Origin of the sequence: Saccharopolyspora oryzae (genome assembly GCF_027853915.1) — a bacterium.
Lineage (GTDB): Bacteria > Actinomycetota > Actinomycetes > Mycobacteriales > Pseudonocardiaceae > Saccharopolyspora > Saccharopolyspora oryzae.
On record NZ_JAQGLA010000005.1, the window covers coordinates 37070 to 61803 of the forward strand.

Below are 24734 nucleotides of genomic sequence, written 5' to 3' on the forward strand. Positions count from 1 at the left end.
GTATCTTGCGCGATGCCGAGGCACCCGCGCCGTCGGCCTGTCAGTTCTGCTTGTTCAGCAGCACCAGCGCGTTGTCGATCAGCCTGGTGGTGCCGACGCGGGCCGCCACCAGCAGCCGCGCCTCGCCCTCGTCCGGGACCGGGCCGAGCTCGGTGCCGCGCAGCTCCAGGTAGTCGAGCTCCACCGACGGCTCGGTGGCCAGGACCTCGCGCGCGGCCTGCAGCACCGCGTCGGGCCCGTTGGAAGCGGCGAACGTCGCGGCGGTCAGGGCCGCCGAGATCACCAGCGCGGCGTCGCGCTGCTCGTCGCTGAGGTAGGCGTTGCGGGAGGACAGCGCCAGGCCGTCCGCTTCCCGCACGGTGGGGATGCCCTGGATCAGTGGTTCCAGGTTCAGCTCGCGCGCCATCCGGCGGATCAGCACCAGCTGCTGGTAGTCCTTCTCGCCGAAGAACGCGATGTCCGGGCGCACGATGTTGAGCAGCTTCAGGACCACGGTGAGCATGCCGTCGAAGTGCCCCGGCCGGGCGGCGCCCTCCAGCTCCTCGCCGAGCGGTCCGGAGTGGACGGTGATCTGCGGGTCGTCGCCGTACATCGTCTCGACCGACGGCGCGAAGACCAGCTCGACCCCGGCCTCCCGGCACAGCGCCAGGTCGTTGTCGAAGCTGCGCGGGTAGCGGTCGAAGTCCTCGTTCGGGCCGAACTGCAGCGGGTTCACGAAGATCGACACGACCACCACGCCGTTGATGTCGCGGCGGGCCCGCTCGATCAGCTCCATGTGCCCGCGGTGCAGCGCGCCCATCGTCGGCACCAGGTAGACCGTGCGGCCGGTGGCGCGCAGCGCGCGGGTGACCCGTGTCAGGTCGGCGGGCTCGCGGTGCACGGTCAGCGCGCCGCGTTCGAAACCTGCGTTCATCACGACTCCATCGTTCTCGCTCGCCGTGATCACGACGGCTCCTCGTCCAGTGCTTCGCGGACCTCGGCGGCTCCGTCGGCGCGCAGGATGCCCGCGCGCTCGGCCCGCTCCGCGGTCCGCCGGGCCATTTCCCGGTAGCCCGGGAGGACGGCCGGATTCGCCTCGTCCAGGGCGGCGAGGTGCGCGCGGACCGTGCCCGCATCGCCGCGCATGACCGGGCCGGTGATCGCGCGGTCGCCCAGGCGCAGCGCGTTGTCCAGCGACGCGGACAGGATCGGCGCCATGACCCGGTCGGCGTTGTCGACACCGGCGCTGCGCAGCAGCTCCGCGCACTCGTTGACCAGGGTGATCAGGTGGTTCGAGCCGTGGGTGAGCGCAGCGTGGTACAGGCGCCGGGACTCCTCCGGCACCCGCACCGGCTCCATGCCGAGCTCCAGCGCCAGCGCCTCCGCCACGTGCCAACCGGCCTCGTCCGCGGAGGACGCGGTGACCGCCATGCAGGCGTTGCTGAGGCGCTCGACGTCCTCCGGGCGTCCGGTGAAGGTCATCGCGGGGTGCAGCGCCAGCGCGAGCACCCCGGCCTCGGCCGCAGCGGCGAGCGCGGACACGCCGTGCGCGCCGGAGGTGTGCGCCAGGATCTGACCGGCGCGCAGGGATTCGGTCGCGACCAGACCCCGGACCAGCCCCGCGATGGTGTCGTCCGGGACCGCCAGCAGCAGCAGATCTGCCTGCTTGGCGACTTCGTCGGGCGGCAGCACGGCCACCCCGGGCAGCAGTTCCTCCGCGCGGCGCAGCGACGCGTCGGACACCGCGGAAACCGCGACCACCTGGTGCCCAGCTCGCTGCAACGCCGCGCCCAGCACGGCACCCACCCGGCCCGCGGAGATGACTCCAACGCGCAGCCGAGGGCCCGTGCGACCAGCAGACATCGCCACGTCGTCCTCCATACCGTTCCAGTCCCAACCACCGGGTACCGGACAGCAGCGCGAGACTAGCCCGCCGGCGGCCCGCAAACCCTCCCAGGTGGCGAGAACCACGCCATCCCCGGCACCACCCCCGATCGCCCAGCCGCCCGCACCAACGCAAATTCAATGGAAATCGAACGTCCGATTTCCATTGAATTTGCGGAAGTTCTCCACAGACGCCGGAACCTGTCCACACCCGTCGGCATGTCGGAACCGGACACTCCCCGGCGTGTCGGCCCCGCACCCTCGGCGGAGCACCTCTCCGGGGTTCGGTTCGGGTCCTGATCCGGTGTTCGTCGCCAGGTGTAGATTTACAGTTTCAATTGAAACTGTAAATCCCACCCACGGCGGATCACAGTTTCAATTGAAACTGCGGGGCTCGGTGCGCGAAGGATCCGCGGCACTCGAGCGGACGGCCTGCCCACCTCGGTTGGAACTGCGCTCGTCAGTCGCGGGTGCGTTGGGGCGGGGTTTTGGGAATCGGGCGCCTGAGGTTGTGCTGGGTCAGCTCGTCGAGCTTGATTCGGGCCGTTTTGATCGCCTGCTGGGTGCCCGCCGCCGAGCGCCTCGCCTGCTTGAGGTCCTCGATCAGCTCCTCGCGGCGGGACCGGCGGGCCGCGCTGGTGGTGCGGCCCTCGGACGCCCGGTGCTGCAGGAACGCCAGCTCAGTGACCGCGATCTGGTAGTCGCGGACCGCCTTGGCCGCCTCGTGCCCCGCCCTGCGGCGCACCTTGCGCAGCCAGCCCTTCCGGCCGGCCAGCGTGGCCAGCATGTCCATCTCGCTGCGCGCGATCAGCCCGGCCCGCTCCAGCACCGGCAGCTGCTCGATGACGATCCGCTGCTCGCGCTTGCGCTGCCACACCACCAGCCCGAAGGTGCCCAGGAAGATCGGCACCATGATCAGGAAGTAGACGTTGAGGAACTCCGCGCCGCCGAGCAGCGTCGCCGCGTTCCACACCGCGTGCAGCAGGAACGCCGCCGCGAACCCGCCCAGCAGGTAGACCGGGCGCAGCCGCTTGTCGTCGGTGCGCGCGGCCAGACCGATGCCGATGCCGAACATCGCGCTGAACAGCGGGTGCGAGAACGGCGCCAGCACGCCGCGCATGATGAACACCGCCACCACGCCGCCGCCGAAGCTGCCCATGCCGTCGATCGCGAACGCCTTGCCGAAGTACAGGATGTTCTCGGTGAAGGCGAAGCCCGCCGCGGTCAGCGCCGCGTAGACGATGCCGTCGACCATCCCGTTGAACTCCGAGCGGCGCTTGAACCACAGCGCGACCACGAACAGCGCCTTCGCGCCCTCCTCCACCAGCGGCCCCATCACCGCGGTCAGGAGGAACTTCTGGTCGCCGCCGCCGAACAGGGTGTCGACGAGCTGGATGACGGTGTCGTTGAGCAGCAGCGAGCAGGCGGTCGCCCCGCCCACGCCCCACAGGAACGCACCGAGCAGCAGCATCGGCGGTTCCGGTTCCCACCGGTCGATCCAGATGATCGCGGCGAACACGACGCCGACCGGCAGCAGAGCGGCTATGGCGCCGACCAGCGCGGGCAGCAGACCGACCCGGGACGTGGTGACACCGGCCATCACCAATCCGCAGATCCCGAGCACGATCAGGCCGGCGACCGGCCAACCGACGGCGTGGTGCTTGCGGGTCTGGAGCTTGCGCGCGCCGGAGAGATCGGGCGCGGGCCTCCGGAGATCAGGACTCGACACGGGACAAAACCCTATTGAAGGGAGTCCGGCGCCGCCCGGACAGTCACCTTCTCAGGCGCGTCGCCGCCTCCGCCGCTGCGTGTCGGAGGCGTTCCCGTACGCCGCGAGCAGGTCGTTCACCGAGGTCCCCTCGGCGTGCGCGCCCTCCGGATCCGGCGCCGGAGCCGGGGCGGGCGCGGGAGAGACGACCGCAGGTGCGGGCGCCGGAGCCGGCGCCTTCGGGGGCTCCGGGGCGCGCTGCGGCGGCTCGTGGTTGGCCCTCTCCGGCGGGCGGACCGGGCGCGGGCGCGACGGGTGCGCCTGCGCGGCTTGCGGTTTGAGGCGCGGGTGCGGCTTCGGGTGCTGCTTCGGCCGCGGTTCCTCGCGCGGCGGCTCCTCGCCGGAGAGCCTGCTGATCAGCTCGGTGTTCTGGGGCTGCGCGGCGGGCAGCTCCCGGCCCTGCGGGGCCTGGACGAGCTGGCCTTCGAACTTGCTGCTGTTCTCGCCCAACGACCGGACGCGGGTGGATTCGGCGCGCAGCGCGACCCGCTCGAACAGCACGTCACCGCCGAGCACCTGCTCCAGGCTGGTCCGCAGCCGCTGCAGCTCCGCTTGCAGCGCCTTCAGCTCGCCGTCGGACTCCTCGGCCGCCTTCCGGCGGGCCTCGGCCTCCACCTCCAGCTCGAACTCGCGGCGCGCAGCGATCTCCCGCTCCAGTTCGAGCTCGTAGATCCGCTGCCGGTCCTCGGCGAGCTTCTCGTCCTGGGCGACCCGGTTGCGCAACCGGGCGACCGCGAACGCTCCGATCAGCGCCGACCACAGCGCGGCGACCAGTCCCAACCGCAGCAGGCGGGCGTCGCTGCTGATGACCAGCACTGCGGTGGCGGCCGCGGCGAGCACGAGCGCGCCGACCCACAAGGCGGTCGAGCCGCCTGCGCGGGATTCGGTCTCGGTACTGCCGCGGTCGGACATGCCCACCACGGTACCGGGCGGTTATCAGTTCGAGACCTGAAGGCGAGCAACGCGACTCCACATTGGTCGCAGTGGCGCACGCCACCCGCCTCCGAACGGCCGAACCCGAGCCCGCTAAAGCACGCCAAACCCGCTGGGAGAGGGCACTTTCACCCCGATCCGACGCCCCGCTCCCGCGGTCAGCGGGACGTCCAGCACGACACACCGGAGCGCGTCGGCAACGCTCAGTCCTCGTCGTCGTAAGGCTCTTCGGGCTCGTCGGGATTGCGCAGGCAGTGCTCCAGCCACAAGCCCGCCGCGATCAGCGCAGCCGCGCTCACCAGGCCGATCACCGCGGCGACCATGTCGCCCTGCGCCGCCTCCACGATGCCGACGATCGGCAGCAGGTAGGCGCCGAGCCCGATCCACACCCCGGCCATGATCGCGCCCGCCATCGAGGACGCCTTGGCCAGCGCCACCGCGCGCGCCGCCGTCGGCCCGTCCAGCGGCTCGGTGCCCGGCCGGCGCTTCACGCGCGGACGCATGACCAGCGCCAGGACCAGGTCGACCAGCGCGATCAGCAGCAGGGTCGCCCCGGCCAGCTGCGGCAACCGCGGCAGGTCCCCGTAGGTGATCCGGGTGAGCAGGAAGATCACGACCGCCGCCGCCACTCCGTTGGCGATCAGCTGACCGGGTTTGGTGAAGGTCATGCGCTCTGCTCCTCGCGGTGCCACGGCTCCAGGATCCCACCTGATCGCCACCGCAGGAGTTCCGGGCGAAAATCGCCTTGAGTCTCCCCCGACAGGAGGGTCGAAGGTGGACGACGTGAACGACACCGCGCGCTACACGATCGGCGAACTGGCCCGTCGCACCGGACTGACGGTGAAGACGATCCGGTTCTACTCCGACACCGGCGTGGTGCCGCCCACCGACCGCACCGCGGCCGGTTACCGCCAGTACGACGTGACCGCCGTCAGCCGCCTGGAACTGGTTCGCACGCTGCGCGAACTGGGCGCCGGGCTGGACGAGGTGAAGCGGGTGCTCGCCCGCGAGACGACGCTCGCTCAGCTGGCCAGCGCCCACCTCGGGCTGTTGGAGGAGCAGATGCGCGTGCTGCGGACCCGGCGGGCCGTGCTGCGGGCGGTGGTCAAGCTCGACCGTTCGACCGAGGAGGTACGACTCATGCAGGAACTGGCGAAGATGCCCGACGAGGAGCGCAACCGGCTCATCGACGAGTTCTGGGACGAGGTCAGCGCGGAGCTGAACGTGACCCCGGGCTTCACCGAGTGGATGCGCTCGGCGAAGCCGAACCTGCCCGACGACCCGAGCACCGAGCAGCTGGAGGCCTGGCTCGAACTCGCCGAACTGGTGCAGGACCAGGACTTCCGGCGCGCGGTGCGGGCGCTCTACCAGGAGCACGCGAACCGCCGCGAAGCAGGCGAGAAGATGATCGACCACGCCGACGCGCCCAAGTGGTGGGCGATCACCGACGAGGCGAAGGCCTCCGCCGAGTCCGGGACCGCGCCGGACAGCGCCGAGGCCGAGGCGCTGACCGATCGGCTGATGGGGCTGGCCACCGAGGAGTGGGGAAAGCCGGACACGCCGGAGTTCCGCCGCGAGATGGCCGCCTACTACGAGGAGCACGACGGGCGGATGTCCCGCTACTGGGAGCTCCTGGCCATCATCAACGGCTGGCCGCAGCACCCGGTCACCGACGAGGCGACCCGCTGGCTGGCCACCGCCCTCCGCGCGTCCGCCCGGTAGCGGAACGTCCGCGCTGCTCAAGCCCCGTGAGCACTTTCTGGCGCTATAGGCCCAGAAAGTGCTCACGGGAAGCTAGCAGGCCGGGCTTCAGGTGAGGGTGAGGTCCTCGCGGAGGTGGACGTCGGCGATCTCGTCGTCCGGCAGGGCTTTCAGGAGTTCGGCGACCCGGCCGTGCCCCGGGAGCTCCGCGTCGGGATCGATCGCCAGCCACGGGATCAGCACCGTCGCGCGGCTCGGCGTTCCCGGGTGCGGGAGCAGGAGTTCCGGGTCCTCGCTGCGGACACCGTCCACAGTGACCACGTCGACGTCCAGGGTGCGCGGGCCCCAGCGCTGCTCGCGCCGCCGTTCCGCCTGCTGCTCCAGCTGCTGGCCGCGGCGCAGCCAGCCCCACTCGTCGAACTCCGGGGACTCCACGACCAGGACCGCGTTGAGGAAGTCCGGCTGGTCGGTGACGCCCCACGGCGCGGTCTCGTACACCGGCGAGGCCGCGACCAGCACGTCGGCGAACCCGTCGACGGCGAGCTTGAGGAAGCTGAGCCGATCCCCGAGGTTCGACCCCAGCGAGAGCACCGCCCTGCTCATCCCGCTCACTCCCCGACCGCGCGACCGCGGCCGCCCCGGCGGGAGCGGCGGATGGTCACCGCCACGTCGGCGAAGGTCAGCGGGATCGGCGCGCTCGGCTTGTGGATGGTGACCTCCGCGGCGTGCACCCGCTCGTCGGTCATCACGTCGTCGGCGATCTCGCCCGCCACCGCTTCGATCAGGTCCTTCGACGGCCCGGCCACGATCGCCGCCGCGCGCTCGGCCAGCTCGCCGTAGTGCATCGTCTTCGCCAGGTCGTCGGTGGCCGCGGCCTCGCCGAGGTCGATCCAGACCGTGATGTCGACGAAGAAGTCCTGCCCGTCGCGCTTCTCGTGGTCGAAGACCCCGTGGTTGCCGCGAACCTTCAGGCCGGTCAACGTGATCCGGTCAGCCACCGAACTCCCCTCCGCTGCGCCACGCGGCGGTCACCGCGACGGCGTCCAACGATTGCCGCACGTCGTGCACCCGGACGCCCCAGGCCCCGCGGTCGGCGGCCAGCGCCGACACCACCGCGGTCGCGGTCTCGCGCCCGGCGGGCGGGCGCGGGGTGCCGTCGTCGTCGGCCAGCAGCCGTCCCAGGAACCGCTTGCGGGAAGCCCCGACCAGCACCGGGAAGCCCAGCTCGACGAAGACCTCCAGCCGCTGCAGGAGCTGCCAGTCGTGCTGCCCGGTCTTGGCGAAGCCCAGGCCCGGGTCCAGCACGATCGCTTCCTCGGCGACGCCCGCCCCCAACGCGACGTCGACCTGCCGCAGCAGTTCGTCGCGCACCTCTCCGACCACGTCGGAGTAGACCGCGAGGTCGTTCATGCCCTTGCTGTGGCCGCGCCAGTGCATCAGCACCCACGGCAGCCCGGTGTCGGCGGCGACGTGCGCCATGTCCGGATCGGCCAACCCGCCGGACACGTCGTTGATCACCGCGGCACCGGCTTCCGCGGTCGCCGCGGCGACCTTGGCGCGGGTGGTGTCGACGCTGACCGGGACGCCTGCACCGACCAGCTCGCGGACCACGGGCAGCACCCGCTCGATCTCGGTCGCCGGGTCGACGCGCTCGGATCCGGGCCGGGTCGATTCCCCGCCCACGTCGATGATGTCGGCGCCCATCCGGTGCATCTCGACGCCGTGCGCGATGGCCGCGTCGCGGTCCAGGTAGCGCCCGCCGTCGGAGAACGAATCCGGCGTCACGTTCAGCACGCCCATCACCGCGCAGCGCGGCGGGTTCGGCAACCGCGGATGCATCAGCGTCCCCTGATCAGCGACAACGCCTCGGAGCGCGAGGACGCCGAGTCGCGGAACTGGCCGCGCACCGCGGACGTCGTGGTGGTGGAACCGGCCTTGCGGACGCCGCGCATGCCCATGCACAGGTGCTCGGCGTCGATCACCACGATCACCCCGCGCGGCTCCAGCCTGCGCACCAGCGCGTCGGCGACCTGCGAGGTCAGCCGCTCCTGCACCTGCGGGCGCTTGGCGTAGAGGTCGACCAGCCGCGCCAGCTTGGACAGCCCGGTCACCCGTCCCCGCTCGTTCGGGATGTACCCGACGTGCGCGTACCCGTGGAACGGCAGCAGGTGGTGCTCGCACTGCGAGTACACCGGGATGTCGCGGACCAGGACGAGTTCCTCGTGGGCCTCGTCGAAGGTCTTGTCCAGGACCTCGTCCGGGTTCGTGTAGAGCCCGGCGAACAGCTCGCGGTAGGCGCGGGCGACTCGGGCGGGGGTGTCGCGGAGACCTTCCCGGTCCGGGTCCTCACCTGCTGCGAGGAGCAGTTCCCGCACCGCGGCTTCAGCGCGGTCCTGGTCGAACTGGGGGATGTGGAAAGAGCCGTCGGGACGGGAGTCGCCTCCCGCCCCGATCGGCTCGTCGACCGAACTGGTCAATTCTGCTTTCCTCCACTGGCTGGAGAGCCAGTATCAGCGGTTGGTGCCGCTGCCGTTGTCCTGGGCCGAATCCGGCCCCTCCGAGCGCGGAGCCTCCTCGGCCTGCTGCTCGCCGTGCTCCGGCGCCGCCGGGGGCTCGGGCTGCTGCGAGCCGCGCTCCCAGGACGGCGTCCAGTTGTACTGGCTCTGACCGCCGGAGTAGCTGGAGCCCGACGGCGTCGTCGCCGGGGTCCACCCGGGCGGGGCGCCGTAGTTCGGCGGCACCGCCTGCGGGGCCTGGCCCTGCTGCTGCGGGGGCTGCGGCTGCTGGATCTGCACCGTGCCCTGGTTCGCACCGGCGCCGGCCGGGGTCGGCTCCTGCTGACCGTGGCTCGGCTGGGCGCCGTTCTGGTCGCCCGCACCGATCGCCGACGGCGCCGGGGTCGGCTCCTCCTTGACCGGGGGCCACGGCTCGCCGCGCTCCTTGGCCAGCTCGCCGGGGGTCTTGATCGGCGGCTTGTCCGACGGGGTGCGACCGGCGAAGTCGTTGAACGCGGTGATCCTGGGCCGCTTCTCCACGCGGGCGAAGATCCGCTCCAGGTCCTTGCGGTTCAGCGTCTCCTTGTCGATGAGCTCCAGCACGAGGTCGTCGAGCACGTCGCGGTAGGTGTTGAGCACCTCCCACGCCTCGGTGTGCGCGGCCTCGATGAGGCGGCGCACCTCCTCGTCGATCTCGTGCGCGACCTCGAGCGAGTAGTTCGGCTGCTGGCCGGCGGTGCGCCCGAGGAACGGGTCGCCCTCCTCCTTGCCGTACTTCACCGCGCCCAGGCGGGCGGTCATGCCGTACTCGGTGACCATCGCGCGGGCGATCTTGGTGGCCTGCTCGATGTCGCTGGACGCACCGGTGGTCGGCTCGTGGAAGACCAGCTCCTCGGCGGAGCGGCCACCCAGCGCGAACACCAGTCGGGCGATCATCTCCGAGCGGGTCATCATGTCCTTGTCGTCCTCGGGGACGACGAGGGCGTGCCCGCCGGTGCGACCGCGCGGCAGGATCGTCAGCTTGTAGACCGGCTCCAGGTCGGACATCGCCCACGCGGCGAGCGCGTGCCCGCCCTCGTGGTAGGCGGTGATCTTCTTGTCCCGTTCGGAGACGATCTTGCTCTTGCGGCGCGGACCACCGACCACGCGGTCGACGGCTTCCTCCATCGCCGCGGCGGTGATCAGCTGGCCGTTCTCGCGGGCGGTGAGCAGCGCGGCCTCGTTGACCACGTTCTCCAGGTCGGCACCGGAGAAGCCGACGGTGCGCTTGGCCAGGCTCTCCATGTCGACGTCCTGGGCCAGCGGCTTGCCCTTGGAGTGCACGCCGAGGATCGCGCGGCGACCGCGCAGGTCCGGCGCGGACACCGGGATCTGCCGGTCGAAGCGGCCCGGGCGCAGCAGCGCCGGGTCCAGGATGTCCGGGCGGTTGGTGGCGGCGATCAGGATGATGCCGCCGCGCGAGTCGAAGCCGTCCATCTCGACCAGCAGCTGGTTGAGGGTCTGCTCCCGCTCGTCGTGACCGCCGCCGAGACCGGCGCCCCGCTGACGGCCGACCGCGTCGATCTCGTCGACGAAGATGATGCACGGCGCGTTCTGCTTGGCCTGCTCGAACAGATCGCGCACGCGGGAGGCACCGACACCGACGAACATCTCGACGAAGTCGGAACCGGAGATCGAGTAGAACGGCACGCCGGCCTCACCGGCGACAGCGCGCGCGAGCAGCGTCTTACCGGTACCGGGCGGGCCGTAGAGCAGGACGCCCTTCGGGATCTTCGCGCCGAGGGCCTGGTAGCGGCCGGGGTTCTGCAGGAAGTCCTTGATCTCGTGCAGTTCCTCGACGGCCTCGTCGGCACCCGCGACGTCGGTGAACAGCGTCTTGGGCATGTCCTTGGTGAGCTGCTTGGCCTTGGACTTGCCGAAGTTCAGGACGCGGTTGCCGCCGCCCTGGACGTTGTTCATCATCCACATCAGCAGCAGCACGAGCAGGCCGATGGGCACCAGGTAGAACAGCATCTGCACCCAGAACGAGTCCTGGGAGACCTTGGTGTTCCAGGTCGGGACGTGCGCGTTGCGGATCTCGTTGACCACCTGGTCGGTGGCCCCGGCCGGGTACTGCGCGATCAGCTGGGAGCTGCCGTCGAAGTTCTGGCCGTCATTCAGGGTCAGCCGGACCCGCTGCTCCTTGTCCTCGATCGTCGCTTCCTTGACCTTGCCCTGAGCGATCTGCTCGAGCGCCTGCGACGTGGAGACTTCGCGGTAGGCGCGCGTCTCGTCGAAGAGCACGTTGAAGGACAAGATCAACAAGAATGCGATGAGGATCCACAGCAGCGGGTTGCGGAGCAGGCGCTTTCGGTCCATTCACTTGCGGCCGACGGGCGGCCTCGACCCTCCCTGACTGTCACTTCGGGCGACGACTGCTCGGCAGGCACAGTTAGCCCTGGCCGTCAACCCCTTCAGACCAGCGTACCGGCCGATGTGCGGGCCCGACCACGCCGCGCCCGACACAGGATGAACAGCGTATCCGGTCGCCCCGCCCGCGTGGGCCAGGAGGGGCGAACCGGACAGGCGTGTTCCAGGCGTCAGACGCCCGAGGTGTAGACCTTGGGATCGAGCGAGCCGATGTAAGGAAGGTCTCGGTAGCGCTCGGCGTAGTCGAGGCCGTAGCCGACGACGAACTCGTTGGGGATGTCGAAGCCGACGTACTTGACCGGCAGGTCGACCTGGACCGCGTCGGGCTTGCGCAGCAGCGTGCACACCTCCAGGGATGCGGGGTTGCGCGAGCTCAGGTTCTTGAGCAGCCAGGACAGCGTCAGACCCGAGTCGATGATGTCCTCGACGATCAGCACGTGCCGGTTGGCGATGTCGCGGTCCAGGTCCTTGAGGATCCGCACCACGCCGGACGACGAGGTCGAGGAACCGTACGAGCTGACCGCCATGAACTCGAGCTGGGCGGGCTGCGGCAGGGCCCGGGCGAAGTCGGTCATGAACATGACCGCGCCCTTGAGGACTCCCACCAGCAGCAGATCGCCACCGACGTCCTGGTAGTCCTCGTCGACCTGCTTGGCCAGCTCGGTGACCTTGTCCTTGATCTGCTGCTCGCTGATGAGCACTGACGCAATGTCGCCGTCGTACACGGCCCGGCTTCCCCTCTTCGGCGATGAGACAGTTCCCCCGGCGCTGCACGCCCCGGTCTCGACAACGCGGCGCCCGTCAGCCATTCGGCGGCTTGCGACCCGCGGCTACGACTTGAAGCGTGCCATGCGCACGGCGAAGCACAAAGTCACCCGGCAACCTCGGCCCGCCCTGTCCGCGCCAATCGGTGAGCAGCGCGTCGGCCGCCCGGAGGTGCGCGTCGGTGAGCTCCGGGACGCCCCGGTCCAGCAGCCACTCCTTCACCACGCGACGGCGCAGCGCGGCCGGAATTTCCCGCAGTGCCAACGCATCCAGCCCATCACCGACCTCCACCCGGCGGCGCTCGGCGGCGGCCAGCTCGTCCAGCGCGTCGGCGTCCTCGCGCAGCTGCTGCGCGGTCCGGGTTAACGCCTCGCGAACGCCGCCTTGCAGGACGTCGTCCATCAGCGGAAGAACTTCTGTGCGCAACCGCACACGGGTGAACCGGGCATCGGCGTTGTGCGGATCCCGCCAGGGTTCGAGCCCGAGCTCCCGGCACACCTCCTCGGTGGTCGCCCGCCGCACGCCCAGGAACGGCCGCGCCCACGGCGGATCCACCGGCCGCATCCCGGCGATCGACCGCGCCCCGGAACCCCGCCCCAACCCGAGCAGCACGGTTTCCGCCTGGTCGTCGAGGGTGTGCCCGAGCAGGACGAGCGAACCGGGAGGACGACGTTCGCGCAGCGCCCGGTAGCGCGCGCGACGCGCGGCGGCCTCGGGACCGCCGGAGCCCTCCACCTCGACCTCGATCACCTCTGCGACGGCACCGAGCTCGGTGAGCTGCTCGGCAGCGCGAGCGGCGACGTCGGCGGAGCCGACCTGGAGCCCGTGATCCACCACCAGGCCGTGCAACGGGACGCCCGCGTGGCGGGCGGCGTGCGAGGCGGCAGCGGCGAGCGCCAGCGAGTCGGCGCCGCCGGAGCACGCGACGACCAGCGGAGCGCCCCGGAACGGCGCGGCCTCGGCGGAGCCGAGCAAGCGCCGGACGGCGCCTCGGACGGCGCTGACGGCGGGAGGCGGCGGCACGCCGCCATTCTCCCGCCGGAGGCGACGGACCCGCGGAGCGGGCGGCGTCAGCCGTGGATCCGGCGGATCCAGGCGGCGGGGTCGCTGATCTCGGCGCGGGTCGGCAGGTGGTCCGGCGAGGTCCAGACCGCGTTGAAGCCGGTCATGCCGACCTCGTCCACCACGTGGCGGGTGAACGCCGCGCCCTGGGCGTACTGGCGGATCTTGGCGTCCACGCCGAGGAGGCTGCGCAGCAGGCGGTCCAGCAGGCCGCCGCCCTTGCGGCGTTCGGTGAAGCGGTTGCGGATCGTCGCCACGCTCGGCACCACCTGCGGGCCCACCGCGTCCATCACGTGGTCGGCGTGGCCCTCCAGCAGCGTGGAGATCGCGATGATCCGGTCCAGCGCGAGCCGCTGCTGCGGCGTCTGGAGCAGCTCGATCACGCCGAGCACGCCCGGGCTGGAATCACTGGAGCGGGCCGCGCGCGCTTCCCGCAGGATCGTCGGCAACCTGCTCAGCAGCTCGCCGGTGGTGCCCTCCATCTCGGAGAGCAGGATGCCCAGGCTCTCGGTGAAGTGCTCGCGCAGCCACGGGACCGCGTTGAACTGCAGGCGGTGCGTGGACTCGTGCAGGCACACCCACATCGAGAAGTCATCGGCCGGAACGCCGAGGGAGCGCTGCGCCGCGACGATGTTCGGCGCCACCAGCAGCAGGCTGCCGCGCTGGCCGGCGACTCCGGACTCGCCGTACGGGTCGAACTGCCCCAGCACCTTGCCGCCGAGGTAAGCCAGCACGAGCCCGGCCTGCACCCCGGCGCCGCGCGCGCTCAACCCGCCGAACAAGTCGCTGGCGCGCTGCATGCGGGCGTCGGCGGAGGACAGCGCGGCGTCGGTCAGGGTGGCCAGGCCGTGCGCGGCCCCGCGCACCCAAGCCGGGCGGTCCACGACGTCACCGGCGATGATCGGCAGGTCCTGGCCGAGACCGGTCAGCTCGCGGACGTGGCTCTCGGCGTCGACGCTGAACCGCCGCAACGAGCGGACCGCGTGCTCGGCCTCCGCCCGCGGCACCTCCGGACCAGGCTTCATCAACCGGACCGCGGTCGCGACGGCGACGTTCCAGTCCAGCGCCCGATGCTCCGCAGCCGAGCTGTTGGAAACGGGCAAGGTGGAGGGTCGCGCGTTCACACGACCGACCGTACCCGCCGACCAGGCCGCTAGATACCTCACTTTCGGGCAGTCAGCCGCAGCCGCATTCACGGAGCGCACCGGTGACCCCGTCCAGGGCTCGGCGGCCGTCTTCGGCCGAGCTCGGGCCGTTGGACATCAGCGCGAACACCAGCAGCCTGCCGTCCTTGGTCACGACCGTGCCCGCCAGGCTGTTGACCCCGTCGAGGGTGCCGGTCTTCGCCCGCACCCAGCCGCGGCCGTCGCTGCCGGTGTAGCGGTCCCGCAGGCTTCCGGTGCCGCCCGCGATCGGCATGCCCGACAGCAGGCCCCGCAGCTTCGCGGCGTCCGGGGGCAGCCCGCCCTCCGGGCTGGCCGTGGTGGTCGCCGAGCTCAGCAGCTCGCCGAGCAGCTTCGGCGTGGTCCTGTCGTGCACCGACAGCCCGCTGCCGTCGGACATGGTGGTGCCGTTGAGGTCGAAGCCGTGCTTCGCCAGCACGTCGTGCACCGCCTTCGTCGCCCCCTCGAACGACGGATCAGCGCCGGTGGCGACGGCCACCTCGCGCGCGAGCACCTCGGCGAGCATGTTGTCCGAGTGCAGCATCGCGGTGTCGACCATCTGCTGCACCGTCGGCGACTCGACGTGGCCGAGGACCTCCGCGTTCGGCGGCGCCGACCCCTTCGACACCTGCGTCGCGCCGAGCTTGTCGGCCAACCGCTGCGCGGCCTGCATCGCCGGCTCGTTGGTGCGCGGGCTGTAGTCCTGGGTCGGGTCGTTGCGGCCGCCGTTGAGCATCACCGGCTCCATCGGCGCCATCATGCCCATGCCCACGTCCTCCGGGAGCCAGCCCGGGGCGAGGGCCGGACCGGTGTACCGGCTGGTGTCGACCTGCACCGACGTCACGTTCCCGCCGGTCGCGGCCCGCACCTGGTCGATCAGGTCGTCGAACCGGGCGGCCCCGGGGTACACCGACTCCTGACCGGGCGGCAGCGTCGACAGCGTCACGTCACCGCCGCCGACCAGCACCACGCTGCCCGGCTGGCTGCCGCGCACCACCTTGGTGGTCAGCCGCTGGTCGTGGTCGAGGACGAGCAGCGCGGCGCTCCTCGCGAGCAGCTTGCCGGTCGACGCCGGGACCAGCGCCTGGCCGGTGTTCCGCTCCCACAGCACCTGCCCGGTCCGGGCGTCCTTCACGACACCGGCGAGGGTGCCCAGCGCGGGGTTGCCCAGCGGGCCGGCGAGCGCGGCGTCGAGCCCGGACCTGGTGGGCTCCGGCGCGTCCTGGCCGAGCGGCTTGATCTGCGGGTTGAGCCGGACCGGCGGTGGCGCGTCGGCGATCTGCGCCTTCATCAGCGCGTCGACCACCTGCGGGCCGAAGCCGATGCCCGCGCCGAGCAGCACGACGAGCACCGCCGCGACCGCGATCAGGCCCTTGCGGCTCCGCTTCGGCGGCGCTGCGGCCCGCGGCGGCTCCGGGACTGGCCCGATGTGCTGCGGCTGGGCGCGCGGTGCGGTGAGGCCCGCGAAGTCCTCCGGCGAAGCCGTGGGCTCGATGCGCTCGGGCTCCGCCCGCGGCGCGGTCATCCCGGCGAAGTCGTCGGGCGAAGCGGCGGGCGGGGTCAGGCCCTGCGACGGCTTGGCGTGCGGGGCCGTGAGACCGGCGAAGTCCTCCGGCGAAGCGGCCGGGACCTCCAGGCCGTTCGTGGGCGCGGTCGGGGCGTTCAGACCGGCGAAGTCCGCGGGGGACGCCGTGCGCGGGGCGTCGAAGTCCGGGCGGGCGAACTGCTGGGTCTGCTCGGCCGGTGCGACCGGCGGCACCACCGGGATCCGCTGCGTCGCCGGACCCGGATCCGCCGGGGCGCGCAGGTCGGAGAGCTCGAGGCGGGTGGTCCGCTCCACCTCCGACTCGGCGGGGATCTTGGCGATCTTCTGGGTGGACTCGACCGGCCGCTCGCCGGGGACGCGCGGGATCTTCTGCGTGCTGTCGACCGCCCCGGGCCCGGCGACGTCGACCCGGCTGATCTGCTGCGTCTGCTCGACGCCGGCGACCGGCGGCGCGTCGGTGATCGGCCGGAACTGCTGGGTCTGCTCGACCGCGGTCTCCGGCGGCGCGGCCGGCTTCTCCTCGGCGCTCTCCGGCTCGGAGTCCGTCTTCTCAGCGCTCTCGGGCTCGGAGTCCGTCTCGTCAGCGCTCTCCGGCTCGGCGCCCTTCTCGTCGGAGCCGTCTTTCTCCGCGTCCTCCGACTTGACGTCTTCCGACTGCTCGTCGGCTTCCGCGTCGTCCTCGGACTTCTCGGCTTCGGGCTCCTCGGCAGGGGCCGATTCGTCCGACGGCCAGGACGGTTCCTGCCCGTCAGCGGTGTCCGAACCCTGCTCATCGGCGGTCGACTGCTCAGCCGACTCCTGCTGGTCCGGAGCCGGCTCGGCGTCCTCCGACGACGACCCCTCCGCGTCATCGGACTTCTCGTCGGCGTTCTCCGGCTCCTCGGCCGCCTTTTCGCCGGAGGACGACTCGGCAGCGGACTCCTCGGCCGGTTCCTCGTCCGCCGCTTCGGGGGCAGCGTCGTCGGACGGTTCGTCGACGGCGGATTCGTCCTGCTCAGCCGACTCCTCCTGCGCATCAGCGGAGGCCTCGGCGTCCGCTTCGTCGCTGAGGTCAACGGTTCCGGTGACGCGCCCGGAAGCCCCGGACGTCACTGCACCCTCGGCATCGCCGTCCTCGGACTCCGAAGCGGTGTCGGACTCCTTCTCAGCCGACGTGCTCTCAGCGCCGGAGGATTCTTCCGCCTCGCTCCCGGCGGCTTCCTCGCCGTCCTGATCAGCCGGGGCGGACTCCGGCTCATCGGCGGTGTTGTCGTCCTGAGCAGCGTCGGATTCGGTCGAATCCGCTGCTTCGGTCTCCTCCGCAGCAGCTTCACCGTCGGCTTCGTCGGGAGCAGCGTCCTGATCAGCGGATTCCGGAGTGCCCTGCTCCTCGGTCGAGCCGTCGTCGCTCGCCGACGTCTCGGATGCGCCCTGATCAGCACTGACGTCATCATCCGATGCCTCATCGGCCCCGGACTTCTCGTCAGCGGCTTCAGTCTCCGCAGGGCCGGACTTCTCGTCGGCTTCAGTCTCCGCAGCGCTGGACTTCTCGTCAGCTTCAGCCTCGGCAGCGTCGGTCTCGGCAGCCGCGCTGTCGTCCTCAGCTGCAGGCTCCGAATCGCCGTCCGGCTGATCGGCCGAGTCGTCAACGTCACCCTGATCAGCCGCGTCGTCGGTAGCCGAGCCGTCCTCGAGATTGCCCGCGACGCGCTTCGATGCGCTCGGTTCGCCGCTCGACTCCGCCTTCTCGACGGTCTTCAACCGAGCCGTCTCGGCTTCCGCCGGAGCTTCGGGTTCCGGGTCGACCAGCGCGCCCGACACGCGCTTCGACGAGGTGGTCGTGCGCTTGGTCTCGGCGTCGTCCGCCGACTCGGTCGACTCCGTCGCCTTCTCGGCATCATCCGAGGTCACAGCTTTGCCATCCGCGGTTCGGTCGGTCTCGGGTGGGGTGGTGTCCGACGCCTCCGGGGCGGGGGCTTCCGCGGGTCGGTTCGGCGACGGCGCAGCGGTTCGGCTCTGGCTCTCGCTGTCCGGTGACGACGCCCCAGCGTCGGATTCGGCCACCTCACCCCGGCTGTTCTGGGGTTCGGGCACGTGCTCCTCCTCGACGGATGGCCAGACTGCCAGATTGCGAGCTCCCGCACTGCGGTGGGGCTCGGTGCGCTGCCGTGGTCCACACTAGACGTGGCCGCGCGCGGGAGCGGGCGGCTGCATCCGACGCAAGACGAGTGAGGAACCGCGTGGACTTCGACGTCACGATCGAGATCCCCAAGGGGAACCGGAACAAGTACGAGGTGGACCACGAGACGGGACGGATCCGTCTCGACCGGACGCTGTTCACCGCCACCCAGTACCCGGCCGACTACGGGTTCATCGAGGACACCCTCGGCGAGGACGGCGACCCGTTGGACGCGCTGGTGCTGGTCCAGGAGCCGACCTTCCCGGGCTGCCTGATCAAGTCGCGCGCCATCGGCATGTTCCGGATGCGGGACGAGAAGGGCGGCGACGACAAGGTCATCTGCGTGCCCTCGGACGACCCGCGCCAGGAGCACCTGCGCGACATCCACCACCTCGCCGAGTTCTACAAGCTGGAGATCCAGCACTTCTTCGAGGTGTACAAGGATCTGGAGCCGGGCAAGAGCGTGGAGGGTGCGACGTGGGTCGGCCGCGTCGAGGCCGAAGCCGAGATCAAGCGCTCCTACGAGCGGGCCAAGGAACACGGCCACTGAACCCCAGCACCAAGAACAAGCCCTCCCCGCAGAAGCGCGTGGGAGGGCTTTTTCGTGGTCTCTTGATTCCGGTGGTCGTTTTGCGTGGCGGTGCGGGTAGCGGAACCTCAGCGCCCGCCTGGACTCCGGGTGCCCGACTTTATGTATGCCAATACACGGCAGTCGGGCCGTCCTCGCCAGGCGAACCCTGAGAACCCGCGGCGGTGCCGGTTGCGAGGGTGGGCTATGCGCCTACGGCGCATGCGACTCTTGCCGTCCAGTGCCGACCATGCTTCGCGGTAGCTGCCTACCGCTGGAAGCGGCTCCGCCGCTTGACTGACGATGGCTTGTTTCTGCTGGTCGGGGGCCGTGAGTACTTTGGGGGGCTATAGCAACCCAAAGTACTCACGGGCTTTGACCAGGCTAAATAGGACTGATCGCTAGTTGTCCACAGGGTTGGGGATAACTGGTGGGTTCTGTGGACAAGTCTGTGGAGCGGGGTCAGTCCAGGCGGACGTCCTTGAGGAACCAGGTCAGGGCGAAGGCCACGACCACCACGCAGCCACCGGTGAAGAAGACCGTGCTCATCGAGCTCGCGAAGCCCTCCAGGACGGGGTGGGCCAGGCGCGGGTCCAGGTGGTGCAGGAACGACGTGTCGTTCAGGTCCATCGGCCGGCCGTCGCGCAGCGCCTGCAGGAAGGCCTGGTTCGCGGGATCCGCGCGGACCGCCGGGTCCTGCGTCGCCGCGACGAAGTCCGGCGCGGACGACGCCGCCCGCATCGCGTCCGCGATCCGGCCGCCGACCGTGCTGAACAGGATCGACAGGAACGCCGCCGCGCCCACCGTGCCGCCGGTCTGGCGGAACAGGTTCACCGACGCCGTCGCCACGCCCAGGTCGCGCGGGGTGGCGTCGGTCTGCACCACCAGGGTCAGGGTCTGCATCAGCATGCCGAGCCCGCCACCCATCATCAGCGCCGTCGCCCCCACCTGGACCAGCGAGGAGTCCACCTCGATCAGGCTGAACAGGAACAGCGAGCAGGCCATCAGCGCCGAGCCGATGATCGGGAACACCTTCAACCGGCCGGTGCGGGCGATCAGCTGCCCCACCGTTCCGCTGGCGATCATGATCCCGGCGGTCATCGGCAGCAGCATCAGACCGGCCTGGGTCGGGTTCAGGCCCTTGACGATCTGCAGGTACAGCGGCACCGAGCTCAGCCCGCCGAACATGCCGACGCCGACCAGGAAGTTGAGGACGTTGCCCATCCGGAACGACGGCAGCCGGAACATCCGCAGCGGCAGCAGCGCCTCCGCCCCCATCCGACGCTCGGCGAGCACGAACAGCACCAGGCCCAGCGCCCCGATGCCGAACATGGTCAGCGACAGCGGCGACAGCCAACCCCACTCGCGCCCCTGCTCGGCGACGGTCAGCAGCGGCACCAGAAGCACGACCAGCGCCGCCGCGCCCAGGTAGTCGATGCGGTGCTGGACGCGCTCGGTGGCGACGTTGAGCACCTTCGTCACGACGGCCAGCGCGGCCAGCCCGACCGGCAGGTTCACCAGGAACACCCAGCGCCAGCCGTCGATGCCGAGGAAGCTGTCCATGCCGGCGAACAGCCCGCCGACCACCGGGCCGATCACGCTGGCGCTGCCGAAGGTCGCCATGAAGTAGCCCTGGTAGCGGCTGCGCTGCCGGGGCGGAACCATGTCCGAGATGATCGTCAGCGCCAGCGACATCAGGCCACCGCCGCCGAGGCCCTGGACCGCGCGGAAGGCGGCCAGCTCGTAGATCGAGTTAGCCATCCCGCACAGCAGCGATCCGGCCAGGAACAGCGAGATCGCGGTCAGGTACAGCGGTTTCCGGCCGTAGATGTCGGAGAGCTTGCCGTACAGCGGGGTCGTGATGGTCGAGGCGATGAGGTAGGCGGTGGTGACCCACGCCTGCGCGGTCTGGCCGTGCAGCTGGTCGGCGATCACCCGGATCGCGGAGCTGACGATGGTCTGGTCCAGCGCGCCCATGAACATCCCCAGCAGGAGTCCGGTGAGCACGGTCAGGATCTGGCGGTGGCTGAGCGCGGAAGCCGCGGGCCGCGCTGACGGCACAGCCGTTTCCGACATCTGTTCTCCTCGTTCGGAGCCGGCGTGCGAATCCGGCTGGAGCGCTGCGGCACCCCGACATCCCCAGATATTTGCTTGCAGCACTCAACTAGTAGACGAGGACCAATATCCACCGCTGGAACAGGCGAAGCAACTTCCTTTTCCGCCTCACCGGTGCCGGGGCACCCTCCCCAGCGCGGTGCCGTCGACGCGGCGCAGCACGACGACCGGGACCGTCGAGGCGTGCTTGCCGCTGCCCGGCGTGAACCGCTCGCGCTGCGGCCGCTGCTGGTAGAACCAGGCCAGTTCGGTCCGCGCGCGGGACACCGCCCGGCGTCGGCGCAAGTACCTGCGGATTCCCGGAGCGGCGAGCGCCAGTCCCGCCGCGATCACCACCGTCGACCACAACATCGCGTCCCCTCCCGTCGCGGAGGGGAAATGCGCGAGAACGCCGGTCATGATGCGAGCCGGGGACGCTCCACCCTTTTGGCCCAGCGCCGCTTCACGCTTTCAGCCCAACCGAACACCGAGCGTTGGGCGGATTCCGCTCCCACGACGGGGGCGGGCACGACGATGGCCCCCGCGGGTTTCGCGAGGGCCATCGAGTCTTGATTCGGGGGCGCTACCGGCTACGCACTCGCCGGTCCGGTCCTACGACCGCGCTACCGATCGCCGACAGCGCGGTTCAGGGGCCGCCCTTCGCAGTTCAGCGCTCCGACGCGGGCGGAGGCGTGGCGGATCGCCGTGCTGGATCAGCCGCCCAGCTGCTGGTTGCCGCCGAGCGGGCCGTGCGCGACCAGGTTGCCGACCTGCTCGGTCCCCTGCTGGAGCACCGGGTCGACCTTCTCCAGCGGGAGACCGCCCGGAGCCGCCTTGCCGACCGGCAGGCCCTGGGTCAGGTTGCCGGTGAGGCCGCCGACGACGTCGCTGCCGCCGCCCAGGACCTCGGTCGGGTCGCCGACGCGGCCCAGCGGGGTGCTGTTCACGACACCGTTGAGCGTCTCGCCGACCACGTCCACGTCCTGCGGGAGCTGCTGCTGCGGCAGCTGCGCGGGCTTGGTGGTGGGCTTCAGCTGGTCCACCGAGGGCGCAACGCCGGGCGGCAGCATGTCGGTGGCGCCGCTCCGGCCCACGGGCATGGTGTGCGCGACCGGGACGACGTCGCCGACCGGCAGGGTGCCGAGCAGCTGCTCCGGCAGACCGGTCACCGCGTTGGACTGCTCGCCGGACTTGCCCGCCACACCGGTGAGACCGCCGAGCAGGTCCTGGGCGGGCAGGCCGCCCAGAAGACCGCCGGTGAGGTCGCCGACCGGGTCACCGCTGCGACCGGTGAGCTGCTTGTCCAGCGGGATCACGTCGCCGACGGTCTGCTGCGCGGAGTGCAGCGTCCCCGCAGCGTGGAACGCGGTCTGCGCGAGGTTGTTGTCCGTGGGCAGTTCGGCGGGCAGCTGCCCCGGCGCCGGCGGCATCGGAACGGGTTCGGCGTTCGCAGCACCGGCGAATCCGACGGCACCGGCGCCGCCGACCAGCACAGCGGCCGCGGCCGTAAGGGTGCGCTTCATCTCGCAATGCTCCTCTCTGCACAGGCCGAAAATCCTGTGCCCGGCCGGAGATTACGGAAGGATCAACCACCACTATTCAGCGATCACTTAGGTGGGAAATGTAGACACCCGGTCACTGATTTCCCGGTCTCACGCCCCACTTTCGAGCGACGTAGACCTGTCGTGACTACTGTCTCGACCCGTCGATCGCTGCCGACCGCAACCGCCGCAGCGGAGAAACCGCCCAGCCGCCTCCTGCTCAGCCCACCGGGACGACGCCGCCCACCGGCACGGCACCGGTGGCGCCCTCGACCAGTCCGCCCAGCCCCTGCGGCAGGAGCTGACCGGCGTTCATCGCGTCGAGCGAGCCGGTGCCGGACTTGCCGGCGAGGTCGCCCAGGCCGCCGTTGTTCGGCAGGAAGCTGAACGGCTCGGTGATGGGCATGCCACCGGTCACGGCGTTCGTGAGCCGCGCCGGGTCGTCCAGGGCGCTGCGGCCGGTGAGCTCCTCGTCCAGCGGCACCACGTCGCCGACGGTCTGCTGCGCGGACGCCACGGTGCCCGCGGCGTGGAAGGTGGTCTGCGCCAGGTTGTTGTCCGTCGGCAGCTCCGCGGGCAGCTGCGGGGTTCCCTCCGCGCTCGCAACACCGGCGAATCCGACGACACCGGCGCCGCCGGCCAGCACAGCGGCCGCGGCCGCAAAGGTGCGCTTCATCTCGCAATGCTCCTCTCCGCACAGGCCGAGATCCTGTGTCCGAACGGAGATTACGGACGAATCAGCTCCCACTGTCCAGCGATCACGCGAGCGGGAACCATAGACGTTCAGTGACCAATTTCCCGGCGATGCGCCCCACTTTCGAGCGATAAAGGCCCGGCGTGACTACTGGCTCGGCCCGTCGGTCGCTGCCGACGGCAACCGCCGCGCCTGTTCGGCCCGCAGCGCGTCCACCGCGTCGGCGAACTCCGCGTACGCCTGGCGCTCGCTGTCGAACCGGCGGTACCGCCCGACGCGCAGCTCCACGGATTCGTACTCCCGCTCCAGGGAGTCCGCGGTCTGCTGCAGCGCCTGCGCGCGGTCCCGGTACTTCGCGTACCCGGCGAAGGCCGCGGACACCGCGACCAGCAGGCTCAGCAGCGCCGCTACCCAGCGCAGATCCACAATGGACATCGCGGTGGCGGTGACCGTCGCGGCCACTATCGAGCCGCCCACCACCACCGTCTGCAGGGCGTTGTCCTTCCACCGGTCGCGCCGCGCTTCGCCGCGGTAGCGCTCGACCAGCTCGGGCAGCTGCGCCCGGTAGCGCTTGTGCGCCCCCAGCAGGTCCCCGTTCCCCAGTTCGTCCAGCAGGTGCTCGCGGTGGCCGTGCTCCAGCGCACGCAGTTCTGTCTCCACCGCGCGCACCTTAAAGTGCTGCTGGTAGACGAACTTCGCCGCCACCGCGATCGAGGCGACCGCCAGCACGAACACCACCGCGGCGGGTACCGCGATCCCCCATAACGCCAGCGCGACCGCTCCGAGCACCACCAGCAGCAGGTTGCCCGGCACCGCCCAGAGCAGCAGCATCCGCTGGACCATCCGGGTGCGGTAGAGCTGCTCGGAGCGTTCCGCGATCCGGCGCTCCCAGTCATCCGGTCGGTTGTCCCCGGCGAGCACTCCGCCGCCGACGATCCCAGCCGTGTCCACTCGCTCCATCACTATCCTTCCAGCGCGTTAATGCGATCGAAGTAGCTACCGGAGCACCACGACAATCGGCCAGGAGGGTGATGGCAAGTTCGGCCTTCCGGACCACTTCCGGCTGCGCCGGGTGATCGCCGCTGGGTTCGGAGGTCGTTCGCCGCGCGATACTCCGCAGTGATAACAGCGGGTACCGCCCGTCGGGCGGCGCGACCGGCTCCGGGGCCTGCCACTGTGGCAGCGCCGATCGCGCGACGACCAACCGGGTCCGGACGCGGGGAACGCTTTTCAGCCGAGCAATTCCGCGGAGCGGTCGGCGTAGAACTGCACCGGGTCGACCGGTCGTCCGGCGACGTCGAGCTGGAAGTGCAGGTGCGGTCCGGTGGATTGGCCGCGGTTGCCCATCGTCGCGATGACCTCACCGGCCCGCACGGATTCCCCGACTTCCGCGAAGTCGGCGTCGATGTGCCCGTACGTCGAAATGACGTCGCCGTCGTGTTCGATCCTGATCCACATGCCGTATCCGCTCGCCGGTCCGGAATCGATGACCACTCCTTCCGAAGCGGCCCGGATCGGGGTTCCTTCGCCGTTGGCGATGTCGACCCCGTTGTGGGTGGTCCCCCATCGATCGCCGAATTCGCTGCTGATCTCGCCCTCGGTCGGCGGCACCCACTCCTCGTCGTGCACCGGGGTCGGCGCAAGCCTCGGAGCAGCGATGTCGGCGGCGAAGCCAGCCGCGGGACGGGGGTCCGGACGCGGCGCGGTCATGGCGGCGGACAGATCGGTCGCGGTGCACAGGATGCTGGTCGCGAACAACGCGGCGAGACCGCCGAGCGCGGTCTTCTCTCGAATTGCCATCGGATTCCACTCCTCCCCGCCGTCCGCCGCACCGGGCGGTGGCGGGCTGAATTCCGCAGAGGCGCCGAATGCCGTTCGATCCGGCGCGGGGCGGCCCGGGGGAGATTCCAGCCGAGGCGCTCGGGGAATGCATTCCGGAATGGCCCGATGGCATGAGCGGGAAAGGTTTTGCGC

The 24734-nt window shown here is 70.8% G+C and carries 22 protein-coding genes; 2 read left to right on the forward strand and 20 right to left on the reverse strand.

Annotated elements, in window-relative coordinates; genetic code table 11:
* Positions 1–40 precede the first annotated feature (40 nt).
* The 5 genes from panC to OU415_RS05015 all read right to left on the reverse strand — a co-directional run bounded on the left by panC (position 41) and on the right by OU415_RS05015 (position 5232).
* Complete coding sequence (gene panC / locus OU415_RS04995) at positions 41–943, reverse strand: pantoate--beta-alanine ligase (protein ID WP_408641792.1); 903 nt, start codon at positions 941–943, stop codon at positions 41–43.
* On the reverse strand, positions 943–1842 hold the full coding sequence (locus OU415_RS05000) for a Rossmann-like and DUF2520 domain-containing protein (RefSeq protein WP_270947509.1): 900 nt from the start codon (positions 1840–1842) through the stop codon (positions 943–945). The genes panC and OU415_RS05000 overlap by 1 nt, the downstream gene beginning before the upstream one ends.
* Positions 1843–2323: 481 nt before the next feature.
* Positions 2324–3592 (reverse strand): PrsW family glutamic-type intramembrane protease, encoded by a 1269-nt coding sequence (locus tag OU415_RS05005; RefSeq protein WP_270947358.1) that lies wholly within the window; start codon positions 3590–3592, stop codon positions 2324–2326.
* Between the two features lie 51 nt (positions 3593–3643).
* Positions 3644–4543, reverse strand: coding sequence for a DUF6779 domain-containing protein (locus OU415_RS05010; protein ID WP_270947359.1), 900 nt, complete (start codon positions 4541–4543; stop codon positions 3644–3646).
* A 224-nt stretch (positions 4544–4767) separates the two neighbouring features.
* Positions 4768–5232 carry a DUF3180 domain-containing protein gene (locus OU415_RS05015; protein ID WP_270947360.1) on the reverse strand — a complete coding sequence of 155 codons (465 nt, stop codon included), beginning with the start codon at positions 5230–5232 and terminating at the stop codon, positions 4768–4770.
* Positions 5233–5347: 115 nt separating this feature from the next.
* Here OU415_RS05015 and OU415_RS05020 point away from each other — a divergent pair, with 115 nt between their 5' ends.
* Positions 5348–6286 (forward strand): MerR family transcriptional regulator, encoded by a 939-nt coding sequence (locus OU415_RS05020; protein ID WP_270947510.1) that lies wholly within the window; start codon positions 5348–5350, stop codon positions 6284–6286.
* Positions 6287–6373: 87 nt separating this feature from the next.
* On the opposite strand, the gene folK is transcribed toward OU415_RS05020, so the two are convergent.
* The 9 genes from folK to dacB all read right to left on the reverse strand — a co-directional run bounded on the left by folK (position 6374) and on the right by dacB (position 17595).
* Positions 6374–6868: a 2-amino-4-hydroxy-6-hydroxymethyldihydropteridine diphosphokinase gene (gene folK, locus OU415_RS05025; RefSeq protein ID WP_270947361.1), complete on the reverse strand. Its 495-nt coding sequence runs from the start codon at positions 6866–6868 to the stop codon at positions 6374–6376.
* Between the two features lie 5 nt (positions 6869–6873).
* Positions 6874–7263: a dihydroneopterin aldolase gene (folB, locus tag OU415_RS05030; RefSeq protein WP_270947362.1), complete on the reverse strand. Its 390-nt coding sequence runs from the start codon at positions 7261–7263 to the stop codon at positions 6874–6876.
* Positions 7256–8104 (reverse strand): dihydropteroate synthase, encoded by an 849-nt coding sequence (folP, locus tag OU415_RS05035; RefSeq protein ID WP_270947363.1) that lies wholly within the window; start codon positions 8102–8104, stop codon positions 7256–7258. Before folP ends, folB begins: the two co-directional genes overlap by 8 nt.
* Positions 8104–8718, reverse strand: a complete 615-nt coding sequence (folE, locus tag OU415_RS05040) for a GTP cyclohydrolase I FolE (RefSeq protein WP_270947511.1) — start codon at positions 8716–8718, stop codon at positions 8104–8106. The genes folP and folE overlap by 1 nt, the downstream gene beginning before the upstream one ends.
* Before the next feature lie 57 nt (positions 8719–8775).
* Positions 8776–11118, reverse strand: coding sequence for an ATP-dependent zinc metalloprotease FtsH (ftsH, locus tag OU415_RS05045; RefSeq protein ID WP_270947364.1), 2343 nt, complete (start codon positions 11116–11118; stop codon positions 8776–8778).
* A 221-nt stretch (positions 11119–11339) separates the two neighbouring features.
* Entirely contained in the window at positions 11340–11894 is a 555-nt protein-coding gene (gene hpt, locus OU415_RS05050) for a hypoxanthine phosphoribosyltransferase (protein WP_270947365.1), read from the reverse strand.
* Between the two features lie 76 nt (positions 11895–11970).
* Entirely contained in the window at positions 11971–12957 is a 987-nt protein-coding gene (tilS, locus tag OU415_RS05055; protein WP_270947366.1) for a tRNA lysidine(34) synthetase TilS, read from the reverse strand.
* A 47-nt stretch (positions 12958–13004) separates the two neighbouring features.
* The gene (locus OU415_RS05060) at positions 13005–14120 is read right to left on the reverse strand and encodes a zinc-dependent metalloprotease (protein ID WP_270947367.1); all 1116 of its coding nucleotides are present in this window, start codon (positions 14118–14120) and stop codon (positions 13005–13007) included.
* 52 nt (positions 14121–14172) lie between these two features.
* Complete coding sequence (gene dacB / locus OU415_RS05065) at positions 14173–17595, reverse strand: D-alanyl-D-alanine carboxypeptidase/D-alanyl-D-alanine endopeptidase (RefSeq protein WP_270947368.1); 3423 nt, start codon at positions 17593–17595, stop codon at positions 14173–14175.
* A 329-nt stretch (positions 17596–17924) separates the two neighbouring features.
* Here dacB and OU415_RS05070 point away from each other — a divergent pair, with 329 nt between their 5' ends.
* Positions 17925–18413, forward strand: coding sequence for an inorganic diphosphatase (locus tag OU415_RS05070; protein WP_270947369.1), 489 nt, complete (start codon positions 17925–17927; stop codon positions 18411–18413).
* A gap of 480 nt (positions 18414–18893) precedes the next feature.
* Here the strand turns inward: OU415_RS05070 and OU415_RS05075 are convergent, their stop codons facing one another.
* From OU415_RS05075 to OU415_RS05100, 6 genes are all read right to left on the reverse strand, one after another.
* Entirely contained in the window at positions 18894–20507 is a 1614-nt protein-coding gene (locus OU415_RS05075; RefSeq protein WP_270947370.1) for an MDR family MFS transporter, read from the reverse strand.
* A 147-nt stretch (positions 20508–20654) separates the two neighbouring features.
* The gene (locus tag OU415_RS05080) at positions 20655–20897 is read right to left on the reverse strand and encodes a hypothetical protein (RefSeq protein ID WP_270947371.1); all 243 of its coding nucleotides are present in this window, start codon (positions 20895–20897) and stop codon (positions 20655–20657) included.
* A gap of 341 nt (positions 20898–21238) precedes the next feature.
* On the reverse strand, positions 21239–22048 hold the full coding sequence (locus OU415_RS05085) for a hypothetical protein (protein WP_270947372.1): 810 nt from the start codon (positions 22046–22048) through the stop codon (positions 21239–21241).
* Positions 22049–22286: 238 nt separating this feature from the next.
* A complete protein-coding gene (locus tag OU415_RS05090; RefSeq protein WP_270947373.1) occupies positions 22287–22742 on the reverse strand; it encodes a hypothetical protein in 456 nt (151 codons plus the stop codon).
* A 165-nt stretch (positions 22743–22907) separates the two neighbouring features.
* Positions 22908–23720: a DUF4231 domain-containing protein gene (locus OU415_RS05095; RefSeq protein WP_270947374.1), complete on the reverse strand. Its 813-nt coding sequence runs from the start codon at positions 23718–23720 to the stop codon at positions 22908–22910.
* A gap of 270 nt (positions 23721–23990) precedes the next feature.
* Complete coding sequence (locus tag OU415_RS05100) at positions 23991–24560, reverse strand: M23 family metallopeptidase (RefSeq protein ID WP_270947375.1); 570 nt, start codon at positions 24558–24560, stop codon at positions 23991–23993.
* Between the last annotated feature and the right edge of the window lie 174 nt (positions 24561–24734).